Origin of the sequence: Sphingomonas sp. (genome assembly GCF_017745215.1) — a bacterium.
GTDB lineage: Bacteria > Pseudomonadota > Alphaproteobacteria > Sphingomonadales > Sphingomonadaceae > Sphingomonas.
This window is the reverse complement of the sequence record NZ_JAGHZV010000015.1, coordinates 35,602-48,343: the sequence shown is the minus strand read 5'-3', so window position 1 is coordinate 48,343 and position 12,742 is coordinate 35,602. Positions and strand designations below refer to the sequence as shown.

Genomic DNA, 12,742 nt, shown 5'->3' with positions numbered 1-12,742 from the left:
GGGGCTAGCCTTCAACTTTTCTTAGCCGTGCTTCGGCTATGCCCGCCCGATGGAGGGATGCTTTCGGATCGAGGTCGACGTGCCGCGCAATCTCGTGCGCATCGCCATGTCCGGCTTCTTCACCGATGCGACGATCCAGTCCTTCCTCGACGCGCGCGCCGCCGCGCACGCCAAGCTGCGCTGCGGGCCCAACCAGCATCTCACGCTCAACGACATGCGCGGCATGGACGTGCGCTCGCAACAGGTGGTCGATGCATTCAAGACGATCCTCGCCGCGCCCGAATATCGCTCGCGCCGGCTCGCCTTCGTCGTCACCGGCGCACTGTCGCGGATGCAGCTGATGCGCACGCTCGCGGGCCGCACGGCGAGCGTCTTCGAGGATATCGATGCGGCCGAGGCCTGGCTGCTGTCGGAGGACGGTCCCTAGGGAAGCTGCGCCTCGAGCAGCAGCTTGGCGATCTCGCCCATGTCGGCGCCCTGGGCGAGCCCGCCGAGCGCCACCGCGACCTGCGGGTCGATCATGAACTCGCGCATCGCCACCTGGCCCAGCGTCTCGAAGCTCTTGGCGAGCGCGCCGGCACCGTCGGCCTTGATCGTCGCGATCGCCTCGGGGCGGCAATCGACCGTGAGCAGCCGTTGCATCAGCTGGCCGGCGCCCTTGGAGAAGCGGCCGCGCTCCTCGGGTGAGACCCTGGACATCGCCGCCACCTTGGGACTCGCCGCGAGCGCCGTGAACATCCACTGGATCAGCAGCGTCTTGTCGGCGCTCGTCGCCTTGGCGATGAGGCAGCGGCCGAGCGCGTCACCCTGCGGGCTCGCCTGCGCCGGCGCGGCGCCCGCGGCGACAAGGGCGGGCAGCGCCGCCAGCATCCAGAGACCGTTTCGCATCGTTCCTTGCCTCGCTTCAGTTCGCCGGCTTGGTAGCATCGGCGACGAGCCTGTCGAAGTCCGCCTTGCTCATTCCGATCAGCAGCCCCTGCGAATCCTTGCCGAACGCTTCGAGCGGCACCGCCACCGAGCCCCCGTCGGCATGGAGCACCGCCGCGCTCAGGCTCACGCTCTCGATCACGCCGATGCGAAGCCCATGCGAATCGCGGACCTCGGCGCCGACGGTCACGTCCTCGGGCCTGGCCGGGGCCGAGCGGATCTTCCCGCCGTGCGCTTCGGCCCGGGCCTTGGCCACCGCTTCGTCGCGCGCCGCGGCCATGTCGCGGTCATAGGTATCGCCGCCGTTGCGCACCGTCGAGTTCTCGCCGACCAGCCCGGCGTTGGGTGGCGGCGCAGGCGCGGACGTCGAGCCTCCCGCCTGGGCATGCGCTGCGCCCGCGCCCAGCGTGAGCGCAGCTGTCGTGACGAGCAGCTTAAGCGTGATCCTCATGAGCCTCTCCTGCTCTTCGACGTCATGCTACGCCTCGGATCCATGAGGGAAAAGCGCCAATCGCCCCGCTTCAGTCATCCTCGTCGTCGAAGCCCGAAAGGTCGAGCGCGCGCGCCTTGATCTGGTGGATGCGGCACCAATGGACCAGCGCATCCTCGCGCCCGTGCGTCACCCATATCTCGCGCGGGGCCAGCTCGCGGATCGTGCTGGTCAGCTCGTCCCAGTCGGCATGGTCGGAGAGAATCAGCGGCAGCTCGACATTCCGCTGCCGCGCGCGCTGGCGAACGCGCATCCAGCCCGAAGCCATCGCGGTGATCGGATCGGGCAGCCGCCGCGACCAGCGGTCGTTGAGCGCCGAGGGCGGGGCGAGGATGATCCGCCCCTGAAGCTCGGCCTTGGCCACGCCGGTGGCGGGGCGGAGCTCGCCGAGGTCGACGCCATGCTCGGCATAGAGGTCGCAGAGCCGCTGGAGCGCGCCGTGGATGTAGATGGGATCGTCATAGCCCATCACGCGCAGCTCGCGGATCACGCGTTGCGCCTTGCCGAGCGCATAGGCACCGACGAGCACGCAGCGATCGGGGTTGCCGCGCTGGGCGGCGAGCAGCTTGTCGAGCTCGTCGTGCGTGTCGGGGTGGCGGAAGACGGGGAGACCGAAGGTCGCCTCGGTGATGAACACGTCGCACGGCACCGGCTCGAACGGCGCGCAGGTCGGATCCGGGCGACGCTTGTAATCGCCCGAGACGACGATCCGCTCGCCGCGATGCTCGAGCACGATCTGCGCCGAGCCGAGGACATGGCCCGCGGGGACGAAGCGCGCGGCGATCGCGCCGTCGAGCTCGAGCATCTCGCCATAGCCGATCGGCCGGCCGTTCTGCGGGCCGTAGCGCGCTTCCATGATCGCCAGCGTCTCGGGGGTGGCCCAGACCTCGCCATGGCCGCCGCGCGCGTGATCGGCATGGCCGTGGGTGATCAGCGCGCGTTCCACTGGGCGCGAGGGATCGATCCACACCTCGGCGGCGGGCAAGCGGATGCCCTGGGGTTGCGCATCGATCCAGTCGCCGAGCTTCGCCATGCTGCCTATATGGATGCGATGCCACTCGGTTCCCAGTTGCTTCCGCCGGCGATCGCGCAATGGTTCGCCGCGCGCGGCTGGGCGCCGCGGCGGCACCAGCTCGACATGCTCGCCGCCGCACGCGCCGGGAAGCACGCGCTGCTCGTCGCGCCCACCGGCGCGGGCAAGACGCTCGCGGGCTTCCTCCCCAGCCTTGTCGAGCTGGCCGAAGCGGCGTCGAGTGGGGAAGGAGGGCGCGGGCTCCACACGCTCTACATCTCGCCGCTGAAAGCACTCGCGGTCGACGTCCAGCGCAACCTGCTCAGGCCGATCGAGGAGATGGGCCTGCCGATCCGTGTCGAGGCGCGCACCGGCGACACCTCGTCGGACAAGAAGAAGAGCCAGCGCGCGCGGCCGCCCGAGATTCTGCTCACCACCCCCGAATCGCTCAGCCTGCTGCTTTCCTACGAGGACAGCCTGACGATGTTCGCGGACCTGAAGACGGTGATCGTCGACGAGGTCCACGCCTTCGCCACCGGCAAGCGCGGCGATCTGCTGTCGCTCGCGCTGGCGCGGCTCCAGGCGCTCGCGCCCGGCTTCCGCCGCGTCGCGCTGTCGGCGACAGTGGCGGACCCCGACGGCTATCGCGCCTGGCTTGCCCCGCATGGCGACCTCGATCGCGTCGCGATGGTGCAGGGCGAGAAGGGCGCCGACCCGGTGATCGAGATCCTGCTCCCCGAGGACAAGGTTCCCTGGTCGGGCCATTCGGGCCGCTATGCGATCCCGCAGGTGATGGCGCAGATCGCGGCGCACCGCACGACGATCATCTTCTGCAACACCCGCGGGCTCGCCGAGCTGATCTTCCAGGATTTGTGGAAGGCCAATGACGCCGGGCTGCCGATCGGCATCCACCATGGCAGCCTCAGCCAGGAAGCCCGCGAGCGCGCCGAGCATGCGATGGCCGACGGGCGGCTGCGCGCGCTCGTCGCCACTGCGAGCCTCGACCTCGGGGTCGACTGGGGCGACGTCGACTGCGTGATCCAGATGGGCGCGCCCAAGGGCTCGTCGCGGCTGCTCCAGCGCATCGGCCGCGCCAACCACCGGCTCGACGAGCCGAGCGAGGCGGTGCTCGTGCCGGGCAACCGCTTCGAATATCTGGAAGCCCGCGCCGCGCTCGACGCCGTCGAGGAAGGCGAGCTCGATCCCGACGTCTTCCGCCACGGCGCGCTCGACGTGCTCGCGCAGCACATCATGGGCTGCGCCTGCGCCGCGCCCTTCCAGCGCGACGCGATGCTGCACGAGATCCGCGCAGCATTCCCCTATTCGGCGCTCACCGACGAGGCGTTCGACCGCGTGCTCGGCTTCATCGCCGACGGCGGCTATGCGCTGCGCGCCTATGACAAGTTCAAGCGGCTGACCAAGGGCGGGGACGGGCTGTGGCGCGTCAGCCACCCCGCCTTCATCGCGCAGCATCGCCTCAACGCCGGGATCATCGTCGAGGCGCCGATGCTCGAGGTGCGCTTCAGGAACGGCCGCAGGCTGGGTAAGGTCGAGGAGATCTTCGGCGCCTCGCTCTCGCCGGGCGACACCTTCTTCTTCGCCGGGCTGAGCCTCGAAGTCGAGCGCGTCGACACCGCCGAGATCCTCGTCCGCGCCACCGCCAAGCAGGCGCGAATCCCGAGCTACATGGGGGCACGGCTCGCGATCACGGCGAACCTCGCGCGGCGCGTGCGCGGCTTCCTCCACGACCGCCGCGAATGGCCGCGCTTCCCCGACGACGTGCGCGAATGGCTCGAGGTGCAGGCCTATCGCTCGGCGCTGCCCAAGCCCGGCGAGCTGCTGGTCGAGACCTTCCCGCACGAAGGGCGCCATCACATGGTGATCTACAGCTTCGAGGGCTGGAACGCGCACCAGTCGCTCGGCATGCTCCTCACGCGCCGCATGGAGGCGATGGGGCTGAAGCCGCTGGGCTTCGTCGCCAACGACTATGCGCTCGCCTGCTACGGGCTCGAGCGGATCCGCGACCCGCGGCCGCTGTTCTCGCCCGACATCCTCGAGCATGAGTTCGTCGAATGGGTGCAGGGTTCGGCGCTGCTCAAGCGCGCCTTCCGCGAAGTCGCGGTGATCGGCGGGCTGGTCGAGCGCCAGCACCCGGGCAAGCGCAAGTCGGGCAAGCAGGTCACCTTCTCGACCGACCTGATCTACGATGTGCTGCGCAAGTACGAGCCCGACCACCTGCTGCTGCGCGCCGCCTGGGCCGATGCCCGCGCGCGGATGACCGACGTCGGGCGCCTGGGCCACCTGCTCGACACCGCCGCCGACTCGATGCTGCACATCGACTTGCCGCGGGTGAGCCCGATGGCGGTGCCGGTGCTGATCATGATCGGCCGCGAGAATGTCGCGCAGGGCGTCACCGAGGATGCGCTGCTCGCCGAAGCCGAGAGCCTGGCGGCGGAAGCGATGCGGCTCGACTGATTCACGTCCGGCAGATTGCTGCGCAGCATGAAACAGGATAGTGTGATTCGCATGATCGGCGTTGCACGCCCGCTCCTGTTCCTGCTGCTGCCGCTCGCCGCCGCCGCCGATGCCCATGGGCTTTCGCAGGACCCCGACGGCGTCTCGCAGGCGCCGAGCGGTGTCGAAGGCACCACGCTCAGCCTCGGCGAAGTCGACCAAAGGCTCACCGTTCCCGTCGCGGTCGGCGGGCAGGGGCCTTACAATTTCATCATCGACACCGGCGCCGAGCGCACCGTCGTCTCGCGCGAGCTTGCCGGCACGCTCCAGCTAGCGCCCGGCCAGCCGGTGAGCATGGTCTCGATGACCGGCACCAACACGGTCAGCACCGTGATCGTGCCCGAGCTGGCGATCACGTCGATCGGCGACCGCCACACGATCGTCGCGCCCGCGCTCGAGGCGCGCAACCTGGGCGCCTCCGGGCTGCTCGGGATCGACACGCTCAGCAAGCACATGGTCACGATCGACTTCGAGACCGGGGTGATGACCGTGCGCAAGAGCGAGCGCCGCCGCCCCGCCTATTCGCACGATCCGGGCGAGATCGTGGTGACGGCGAAGAGCCAATTCGGCCAGCTGATCGTCACCGACGCGCATTATGGCGACACGCGCATCCAGGTCGTGCTCGACACCGGCAGCCAGATCACCATGGGCAACCAGGCCTTCCAGCGCCGCGTCCGCTCGCGCACCGCCGCGCCCAAGACGGTCGAGCTCACCAGCGTCACCGGCGCCAGGATGGCTGCGGATTACACGCTGGTGCCCGACATCAATATCGGCGGCGTGAAGTTCGACTGGATGCCGGTGGCCTTCGCCGAGGTGGCGCCGTTCCGCAAGTTCGGGCTCGAGCGCAAGCCGGCGATCATGCTGGGGATGGACGCGCTGCGCAGCTTCCGCCGCGTCGAGATCGACTTCCCCAACCGCCAGGTCCGCTTCCTGATGCCGCGCCCGGGCTATGTGCCGCGGATCTGAGAGCCCGTTTGGAAACTCGCGGAAGAGCGAGTTTCCAGGCGGTGCTGGCCCGCATCGGGTGAACAGCGCGGGGCGCTGTTCACCCGATGCGGGCCAGCACCGCCATGCGCCGCGAGGCGCATTTCCAAACAGGCTCTGATTGACTTTGCCCCGCGCCCGTTGCTCACGGGCCCGCGATGACAAAGCTTTCCCGCGCCGCGCTCGCTTCGATTCCCGCCTCGATCCATCGCCCCGGCCATGACCTGGCAGGGGTCAGCACCGGCATCGTCCATTTCGGCCCCGGCGCCTTCCACCGCGCGCACCAGGCCGCTGCGATCGACCGGCTGCTCGACGCCGATCCGCGCTGGGGCATCGCCGCGGTCTCGCTGCGCAGCGGCGGCGCCACCGATGCGCTCAAGGCGCAGCAGGGGCTCTACACGCTCGCGGTGATCGACCGCGATCCGTCGATGCGGATCGTCGCCGCGCATTCGGACGCCATCGGCCCGGGCGAGGGCGCGCGGCTGGCGACGCTGCTCGCCGACCCCGCGGTGATGCTCGCGACGAGCACAGTCACCGAAAAGGGCTATTGCCTCGGCGGCGACGGCACGCTCGACTTCGCGCATCCCGACATCGTCCACGACCGCGCCCGCCCGGCCGAGCCGGCAAGCGTGATCGGCTGGATCGTCGCCGGCCTCGCTGCGCGGCGCGAGGCGGGGACGGCGCCCTTCGCGATGCTTTGCTGCGACAACATGACCGGCAACGGCACCAAGCTCCGCGCCGCCTGCGTCGCGCTGGCGGGCGAATGGGAGCGGGGGCTGGCCGACTGGATCGCGGGCGAAGTCGCCTTCCCCGATTCGATGGTCGATTCGATCACCCCGGCGAGCGACGCCGCCTTCCTCGCCAAGGTCGAGGCCGAGCTCGGCGTGACCGACAAGGCGGCGGTGCAGCGCGAGGCATTCACCCAGTGGGTGCTCCAGCGCTGCGAGCTGCCCGGCGCGCCCGACCTCGCCTCGGCCGGCGTGACGATCACCGGCGACGTCCGCGCCTATGAGCGCGCCAAGCTGCGTGTCTTGAACGGCGCGCATTCGACGCTCGCCTATGTCGGGCTGGCGCTGGGGCACGAGACGGTGTTCGAGGCGATGTCCGATCCCGCGCTCGCCGGCTTCGTGACGCGGCTGGTGCACCAGGATATCGCCGCATGCCTCGGCGCGATCGAGGGGCTCGACGTCGCCGCCTATGCCGATGCGGTGCTCGACCGCTTCCGCAATCCGGCGATCCGGCACCTCCTGTCGCAGATCGCCTGGGACGGCTCGCAGAAGCTCCCCTACCGCCTGCTCGACACGGTGGGCGAAGCGCTCGACGCCGGCCGGCCGGTGGAGCGCCTGGGCGTGCCGATCGCGGCGTGGATCGCGTTCCTGCGCCGCAAGGCGGAGGCGGGCGAGACGATCACCGATCCGCTTGCCGACGTGCTCGCCGCGGCGACGACCTCGGGCGATCCGGTGAGCGCGGTGCTGGCGCTGCGGCAGGTGTTTCCGTCGCGCGTGGCGGAGGACGGGCGGTTCGAGGCTGCAGTCGCCCGCGCGTTTATCGACATCCAGGCCGGGGAGCTTGCAACCCCGTTGGCGAACGGACCATGATCGTCATCCCGGCGAAAAGCCGGGACCCAGGGCAGCGAGCGACGTCCTGCTCGGTCCCGGGTCCCGGCTTTTCGCCGGGATGACGATGAGAGTTAGCGAAGGTGAGCAGCGGCGAGGTGATGCACTTCGCCGCCGCGGCCGGCGCCGGCGATGGGGTGGAGCGCGGTCAGCGGCGCTCGGACGTCGGGGCGCGGCAGGCGCGGCGGGCGGGTGCCCTCGGCCCAGGTCGCCATGGCCATCGCCCCGAAGGCCGCCAGTGCCAGTATCGCGTGAGACTGCCTGCTCATCGTCGTTCCCCTTCGCCGGCTTTCGCCGCGGGGAAGCAAAGCCCGATTTCGGGCGTGCGCGATATTCGGGTCGTTGCCTGCCCGGGTTCGCACTTCAGGTGCGCGCCCTTGGGGGAATCCCAGATGACGGATACGGAAGGTCCAGGGGGTTCTGTTGCCCGGCCCCCCTGGTGGCCGCTGGAATCCGCTTCTGTTGCCCGGTGCGGTCCAACCGCGCTTTTGTCGTTCTAACCTAGGCCGTTAGGCCATGTGGTTAGGCCGCAATCGCGAGCGCCTCGTTATCGTTGGCACTTGTGATATGGGCCGTTGCGGTGGTCCCATTCCGGGCAAAAACAGCGCTTTTCAATACACGTCGATCCTGGTTCGGCCCCGTCAGAAACGGTGTCCAGATACACCACCACTTGTGGTGGAGCCGCCGGGTACTGCCCCCGGGTCCGCTGCATCTATTGCACGCCGCAATTTATCGCCATAGCCGGGCGAACCCGGCGAGTTCCTATATAGAGACGCGGACGCCGATGAAAAGCCCGCGCGGGCCTTCACACAGCCGCATTGTACTGGCATGGGAAATTGCACGATGTTGACGCAGCGATCCCGCTATGCGCTTCGCGCCATGCTGTTCCTCGCCACCCAGGCCGACGAGCCGCGGCCGACGCCGATGAACCGCATTGCCGCCGAAGCCAATGTTCCGCGCAAGTTCCTCGAGCTGATCCTCGCCGACCTGCGCGAAGCCGGGCTGCTGATCAGCCACCGCGGCAAGGCCGGCGGCTACCAGCTCTCGCGCCCGACGCACCTGATCTCGCTGGGCGAGATCATCCGGGTGATCGAAGGGCCGCTCGCGCTGGTCCCCTGCGTCAGCCGCACCGCCTATCGCCCGTGCAAGGACTGCAAGGACGAGGCGCGCTGCGAGATCCGCATCGCGATGGCGCGCGTCCGCGACGAGACCGCGCGCATCCTCGACGGCACCAGCCTCGCCGATGCCGGCGCCGAGGATCTGGCGGCGGCTTAGGGCTTATCGACCTCACGGTCCGGCGTGGGGGTTCAGCACATACGCCGTCACCCCGGCCTCGTGCCGGGGCCCACGCAGCCACACCGGCCGAACTCGCACCTCTATTCCGGCCCCCGTCTCCCGGTGGGCCCCGGCACAAGGCCGGGGTGACGGGTTGTTGGCGGAATTGCCGGCGTGCAGCTCCGAATGCCGATCCGGCCTAACCCCGGCTGGTCAGCGCGTCGCGGATCTCGCGGAGCAGCTTCACTTCGTCGGTCTCGGGCGCGGGTGCCGCCTCGGCCGCAGGTTGCTCATGCTCGGCGAGCGCGCTTACCTTGGCCAGGCCGCGCACGATCAGGAAGACCATGAAGGCGAGGATCACGAAGTTGATCACCGCGGTCAGGAACTGGCCATAGCCGAACAGCGGCACGCCCGCGGCCTTCAATGCGGCATAGTCGTTGGCGCTGCCGTGGTAGCTCGCCGGGATCGCGCCCAGCCGCACGAAGTGGCTCGAGAAGTCGAACCCGCCGAACAGCCAGCCGAGCAACGGCATCAGCAGATCCTCGGTCAGCGACTTGGTGATGGTGGCGAAGGCGCCGCCGATGATCACGCCGACCGCGAGGTCCAGCACGTTGCCGCGTGCGATGAACGCCTTGAAGTCCTTCAACATTGCGCTCGTCCCTTTCATATTCTTCGCCTATGCCCTTTTCGGCGTAGGTGTAATCGCCATATAAGACACCCGTTCCACGGGATTTGGAGGGTATCCCAATGAAGTTTCGCGCCGCAATCGCGCTTGCCGCTGCCGCTCTGCTTTCGGCATGCGGCCTCAACAGCGTGCCCACCGCGGAGGAAAACGCCAAGGCGAAATGGGCCGACGTCCAGGCCGCCTATCAGCGCCGCGCCGACCTGATCCCCAACCTCGTCGCCACCGCCAAGGGCGCCGCGGCTTCGGAAGGCAAGATCCTCACCGACGTGACCGAGGCACGCGCCAAGGCGAGCTCGGTGCAAGTGAGCGCCAACGACCTCACCGATCCCAACAAGGTCCAGCAGTTCCAGGCGGCGCAGGACCAGCTCGGCGGCTCGCTCGGCCGGCTGCTCGTCACGGTCGAGAAATATCCCGAGCTCAAGAGCCAGGCCAATTTCACCAACCTGATGAGCCAGCTGGAAGGCACCGAGAACCGGATCAACATCGCGATCCGCGACTATAATTCGGCGGTCCAGAGCTACAACACCACGATCCGCACCTTCCCCGACGCGATCGGTGCCAAGGTCTTCTACGGCGCCAAGCCGATGGTGCCCTTCCAGGCCAAGGCCGGGGCGGACGTCGCGCCGACGGTCGACTTCGGCAACGGCAACTGATCCGCGCGTTCGCCCTGCTGCTCGCGCTGGCGCCGCTCGCCGCGTGCGGCACGGCGCCCGCGGGCAATGACGCCGCGGCAGCGAAACAGCCTGCCGCGGCGGCGCCTGCGCCCGCGCCGCACGGCTATGTCGACGATGCGGCCAAGCTGCTTGCTCCCGCCGACATTGCGGCGCTCACCGCCAAGCTCGAGGCATTCGAGCGAGGGACGCATCACCAGTTCGTGATCGCGACCGTGCCGTCGATCGGCGGCCACGACATCGCGGCGTTCGCGGACGCGCTCGGCAATCGCTGGGGCGTCGGCCGCAAGGGCGTGAACGATGGCGTGCTGCTCGTCGTCGCGCCCAACGAACGCCAGGTCCGCATCGCGGTGGGCGACGGGCTGCACGCCGCGCTCACCGATGCCGAGGCGAACCGCATCATCCAGACGGTCATGCTGCCCGAATTCCGCGCGCGCCGCATGGCGCCGGGCATCGTCCGCGGCGCCGACGCCATCCTCGCCCAGATCACGGAGACGACCCCATGACCTTCGCGCGGCTGCTGCTCGCGCTGCTGCTCGCCACGCTCGGCCTGGCCGGGCCGGTGCAGGCCCAGAGCTTCCCGCCGCTGAGCGGCCGGGTGGTCGACGCCGCCAACCTGCTCGATGCCGGGCAGAAGGCGCAGCTGACCCAGCTTTCCGAGGATGTCGAGAAGGCGAGCGGGCGCCAGTTCGTCGTCGCCACCATCCCCGATCTCCAGGACTATCCGATCGAGGATTACGGCTACCGCCTCGGCCGCGCCTGGAAGATCGGCCAGGGCGAGGCGAACAACGGCATCATCCTCATCGTCGCGCCCAAGGAGCGCAAGGTCCGCATCGAGGTCGGCTACGGCCTCGAGCCGATCATGACCGACGCGCTCTCCAGCCAGATCATCCAGACGGTGATCCTGCCGAAGTTCCGCGACGGCGACATGCCGGGCGGGATCGTGGCGGGAGCGCAGGCGATCGCCGAGCAGATGAAGCTGCCGCTCGAAGCCGCCGAGGCGCGCGCCAAGGCCAAGCTCGACAGCCGCCGCAGCAGCGGCGCGAACCGCGGCAACAACGGCGCCGGGCTGATCGTCGGCATCTTCTGGACCGTGATGGTGCTCGTCTTCGTGCTCGGCGGAATCTTCGGACGGCGCGGCGGGCGGCGCTATCGCGGTGGTGGCAGCGGGCTCGGCCAGGTGCTGCTGTGGACCGCGATCGACGCGGCGATGCACAGCGGCAGCCGGGGCGGATCGTCCTGGGGCGGCGGCGGGAGCGATTGGGGCGGCGGCGGAGGCGGCGGCGGCTTCTCGGGCGGCGGCGGGTCGTTCGGCGGTGGCGGCGCCTCGGGCAGCTGGTAAGGGGACAGGCGATGGCACTCCTCAACTTCACGCCCGAGCAGCAGGCGCAGGTCACCAACGCGGTGGCCGAGGCCGAGCGCACCACCGATGGCGAGATCGTCACGATCGTCACGCAATCGTCCGATGCCTATCACGACGTGATGCTCCACTGGGCGGTGGCGGCGATGCTGCTGGTCGCGGGGCTCTATGCGCTCTTCCCGACGCAGGTCGAGGCCAAGCTCGCGCTGTTCCACGGCGGCTGGCTGGCGAAGGTCGAGATCGCCGAAGTGCTGGTGCTGCTGATGGCGGCGCAGGCGATCATCTTCCTCGCGGTCCGCCTCCTCCTTGCGCCGCTGCGCCTCAGGATGCTCGTGACGCCGGGCCGCACCAAGACGCGCCGCGTGCGCCGCCGCGCGCTCCAGTTCTTCAAGGCGAGCGCCGAGAAGCGCACCCAGGGCCGCGTCGGCATCCTCCTCTATGTGAGCCTCGCCGAGCATCGCGCCGAGATCATCGCCGACGAGGCGATCCATTCGCAGGTCGCGCCCGAGCGCTGGGGCGAAGCGATGGCGGTGCTCGTCGACGGCCTGAAGCGCGGCAAGGCGGCGGACGGCATGGCCGGCGCGGTCGGCCGAATCGCGCTCGTGCTCGCCGAGACCTTCCCCAAGACCGCGGCCGATGTGAACGAACTCCCCGACCGGCTGATCGAGCTGTGAACGCGCCTGACGCCGATGCGCCGGTCGAGACGCCCTGGGCCGGCAAGTGGATCCAGGTGCGCAAGCAGGGCCGCTGGGAATATGTCGCTCGCGCGCGGGGCATTCGCGCCGCAGTGATCGTCGCGGTCGATGACGAGGACCACGTCCTGCTCGTCGAGCAATATCGCGTGCCGCTGGGGCGGAACTGCCTCGAGCTGCCCGCGGGGCTGATCGGCGACACGCACGACGGCGACACGGTGGAAGAGGCCGCCGCGCGCGAGCTCGAGGAAGAGACCGGCCACGCCGCCGAGCGGATCGACGTGATCGGCGAATTCTACAGCTCGCCGGGGCTCGTCTCGGAGAGCTTCACGCTGGTCCGCGCGCAGGGCCTCACGCGGATCGGCGAGGGCGGCGGCGTCGACGGCGAGAACATCACCGTCCACCGCGTGCCGCTGGCGGGGATCGTCGACTTCGTCGCCGCCAAGCGCGCCGAAGGGCTGGCGATCGACGTCAAGATCCTGCTGCTGCTCGCCGAGAGCATCCTGGGCTGAGGCC

General features: G+C 69.5%; 15 protein-coding genes and 1 other RNA gene. 10 read left to right on the top strand and 6 right to left on the bottom strand.

What is annotated here, in order from left to right; genetic code table 11:
- Nucleotides 1-49 precede the first annotated feature (49 nt).
- Entirely contained in the window at nucleotides 50-427 is a 378-nt protein-coding gene (locus tag J7495_RS15060) for a hypothetical protein (RefSeq protein ID WP_294057510.1), read from the top strand.
- Here J7495_RS15060 and J7495_RS15055 read toward each other — a convergent pair.
- The 3 genes from J7495_RS15055 to J7495_RS15045 all read right to left on the bottom strand — a co-directional run bounded on the left by J7495_RS15055 (nucleotide 424) and on the right by J7495_RS15045 (nucleotide 2,450).
- Nucleotides 424-888 carry a hypothetical protein gene (locus J7495_RS15055; RefSeq protein WP_294057509.1) on the bottom strand — a complete coding sequence of 155 codons (465 nt, stop codon included), beginning with the start codon at nucleotides 886-888 and terminating at the stop codon, nucleotides 424-426. The genes J7495_RS15060 and J7495_RS15055 overlap by 4 nt on opposite strands.
- Nucleotides 889-904: 16 nt before the next feature.
- Nucleotides 905-1,378, bottom strand: coding sequence for a hypothetical protein (locus tag J7495_RS15050; RefSeq protein ID WP_294057508.1), 474 nt, complete (start codon nucleotides 1,376-1,378; stop codon nucleotides 905-907).
- 70 nt (nucleotides 1,379-1,448) lie between these two features.
- Nucleotides 1,449-2,450, bottom strand: a complete 1,002-nt coding sequence (locus J7495_RS15045; RefSeq protein WP_294057506.1) for a ligase-associated DNA damage response exonuclease — start codon at nucleotides 2,448-2,450, stop codon at nucleotides 1,449-1,451.
- Nucleotides 2,451-2,468: 18 nt separating this feature from the next.
- On the opposite strand from J7495_RS15045, the gene J7495_RS15040 reads away from it, so the two are divergent.
- The 3 genes from J7495_RS15040 to J7495_RS15030 all read left to right on the top strand — a co-directional run bounded on the left by J7495_RS15040 (nucleotide 2,469) and on the right by J7495_RS15030 (nucleotide 7,525).
- Nucleotides 2,469-4,904 carry a ligase-associated DNA damage response DEXH box helicase gene (locus tag J7495_RS15040; protein ID WP_294057504.1) on the top strand — a complete coding sequence of 812 codons (2,436 nt, stop codon included), beginning with the start codon at nucleotides 2,469-2,471 and terminating at the stop codon, nucleotides 4,902-4,904.
- 51 nt (nucleotides 4,905-4,955) lie between these two features.
- Nucleotides 4,956-5,909 (top strand): aspartyl protease family protein, encoded by a 954-nt coding sequence (locus tag J7495_RS15035; protein ID WP_294057503.1) that lies wholly within the window; start codon nucleotides 4,956-4,958, stop codon nucleotides 5,907-5,909.
- Nucleotides 5,910-6,085: 176 nt separating this feature from the next.
- Nucleotides 6,086-7,525: a mannitol dehydrogenase family protein gene (locus J7495_RS15030; RefSeq protein WP_294057501.1), complete on the top strand. Its 1,440-nt coding sequence runs from the start codon at nucleotides 6,086-6,088 to the stop codon at nucleotides 7,523-7,525.
- 92 nt (nucleotides 7,526-7,617) lie between these two features.
- Here J7495_RS15030 and J7495_RS15025 read toward each other — a convergent pair whose 3' ends face one another.
- Entirely contained in the window at nucleotides 7,618-7,812 is a 195-nt protein-coding gene (locus tag J7495_RS15025) for a hypothetical protein (RefSeq protein WP_294057500.1), read from the bottom strand.
- A gap of 178 nt (nucleotides 7,813-7,990) precedes the next feature.
- Nucleotides 7,991-8,338: a transfer-messenger RNA gene (gene ssrA, locus J7495_RS15020) on the bottom strand.
- Between the two features lie 48 nt (nucleotides 8,339-8,386).
- Between ssrA and J7495_RS15015 the strand changes: the two genes are divergently transcribed.
- A complete protein-coding gene (locus J7495_RS15015; protein ID WP_294057498.1) occupies nucleotides 8,387-8,818 on the top strand; it encodes an Rrf2 family transcriptional regulator in 432 nt (143 codons plus the stop codon).
- A gap of 199 nt (nucleotides 8,819-9,017) precedes the next feature.
- On the opposite strand, the gene mscL is transcribed toward J7495_RS15015, so the two are convergent.
- The gene (gene mscL / locus J7495_RS15010) at nucleotides 9,018-9,467 is read right to left on the bottom strand and encodes a large conductance mechanosensitive channel protein MscL (protein WP_294057497.1); all 450 of its coding nucleotides are present in this window, start codon (nucleotides 9,465-9,467) and stop codon (nucleotides 9,018-9,020) included.
- A 98-nt stretch (nucleotides 9,468-9,565) separates the two neighbouring features.
- Here mscL and J7495_RS15005 point away from each other — a divergent pair, with 98 nt between their 5' ends.
- Genes J7495_RS15005 through J7495_RS14985 form a run of 5 tightly spaced genes read left to right on the top strand, consistent with a single transcriptional unit; the run spans nucleotide 9,566 to nucleotide 12,738 of the window.
- Nucleotides 9,566-10,156 (top strand): LemA family protein, encoded by a 591-nt coding sequence (locus tag J7495_RS15005; protein ID WP_294057496.1) that lies wholly within the window; start codon nucleotides 9,566-9,568, stop codon nucleotides 10,154-10,156.
- Nucleotides 10,153-10,680, top strand: a complete 528-nt coding sequence (locus tag J7495_RS15000) for a TPM domain-containing protein (protein WP_366811250.1) — start codon at nucleotides 10,153-10,155, stop codon at nucleotides 10,678-10,680. Before J7495_RS15005 ends, J7495_RS15000 begins: the two co-directional genes overlap by 4 nt.
- Nucleotides 10,677-11,516, top strand: a complete 840-nt coding sequence (locus J7495_RS14995) for a YgcG family protein (protein ID WP_294057495.1) — start codon at nucleotides 10,677-10,679, stop codon at nucleotides 11,514-11,516. The genes J7495_RS15000 and J7495_RS14995 overlap by 4 nt, the downstream gene beginning before the upstream one ends.
- Nucleotides 11,517-11,527: 11 nt before the next feature.
- Nucleotides 11,528-12,208, top strand: coding sequence for a hypothetical protein (locus tag J7495_RS14990; RefSeq protein ID WP_294057494.1), 681 nt, complete (start codon nucleotides 11,528-11,530; stop codon nucleotides 12,206-12,208).
- Nucleotides 12,205-12,738: an NUDIX hydrolase gene (locus J7495_RS14985; RefSeq protein ID WP_294057493.1), complete on the top strand. Its 534-nt coding sequence runs from the start codon at nucleotides 12,205-12,207 to the stop codon at nucleotides 12,736-12,738. Before J7495_RS14990 ends, J7495_RS14985 begins: the two co-directional genes overlap by 4 nt.
- Nucleotides 12,739-12,742: the final 4 nt, after the last annotated feature.

What these genes read in the sequence shown, in the direction of transcription:
- J7495_RS15060 (WP_294057510.1), top strand. Translation starts at nt 50, where the DNA reads ATGGAGGGATGCTTTCGGATCGAGGTCGACGTGCCGCGCAATCTCGTG.
- J7495_RS15055 (WP_294057509.1), bottom strand. Translation starts at nt 888, where the DNA reads ATGCGAAACGGTCTCTGGATGCTGGCGGCGCTGCCCGCCCTTGTCGCC.
- J7495_RS15050 (WP_294057508.1), bottom strand. Translation starts at nt 1,378, where the DNA reads ATGAGGATCACGCTTAAGCTGCTCGTCACGACAGCTGCGCTCACGCTG.
- J7495_RS15045 (WP_294057506.1), bottom strand. Translation starts at nt 2,450, where the DNA reads ATGGCGAAGCTCGGCGACTGGATCGATGCGCAACCCCAGGGCATCCGC.
- J7495_RS15040 (WP_294057504.1), top strand. Translation starts at nt 2,469, where the DNA reads ATGCCACTCGGTTCCCAGTTGCTTCCGCCGGCGATCGCGCAATGGTTC.
- J7495_RS15035 (WP_294057503.1), top strand. Translation starts at nt 4,956, where the DNA reads ATGATCGGCGTTGCACGCCCGCTCCTGTTCCTGCTGCTGCCGCTCGCC.
- J7495_RS15030 (WP_294057501.1), top strand. Translation starts at nt 6,086, where the DNA reads ATGACAAAGCTTTCCCGCGCCGCGCTCGCTTCGATTCCCGCCTCGATC.
- J7495_RS15025 (WP_294057500.1), bottom strand. Translation starts at nt 7,812, where the DNA reads ATGAGCAGGCAGTCTCACGCGATACTGGCACTGGCGGCCTTCGGGGCG.
- J7495_RS15015 (WP_294057498.1), top strand. Translation starts at nt 8,387, where the DNA reads ATGTTGACGCAGCGATCCCGCTATGCGCTTCGCGCCATGCTGTTCCTC.
- mscL (WP_294057497.1), bottom strand. Translation starts at nt 9,467, where the DNA reads ATGTTGAAGGACTTCAAGGCGTTCATCGCACGCGGCAACGTGCTGGAC.
- J7495_RS15005 (WP_294057496.1), top strand. Translation starts at nt 9,566, where the DNA reads ATGAAGTTTCGCGCCGCAATCGCGCTTGCCGCTGCCGCTCTGCTTTCG.
- J7495_RS14995 (WP_294057495.1), top strand. Translation starts at nt 10,677, where the DNA reads ATGACCTTCGCGCGGCTGCTGCTCGCGCTGCTGCTCGCCACGCTCGGC.
- J7495_RS14990 (WP_294057494.1), top strand. Translation starts at nt 11,528, where the DNA reads ATGGCACTCCTCAACTTCACGCCCGAGCAGCAGGCGCAGGTCACCAAC.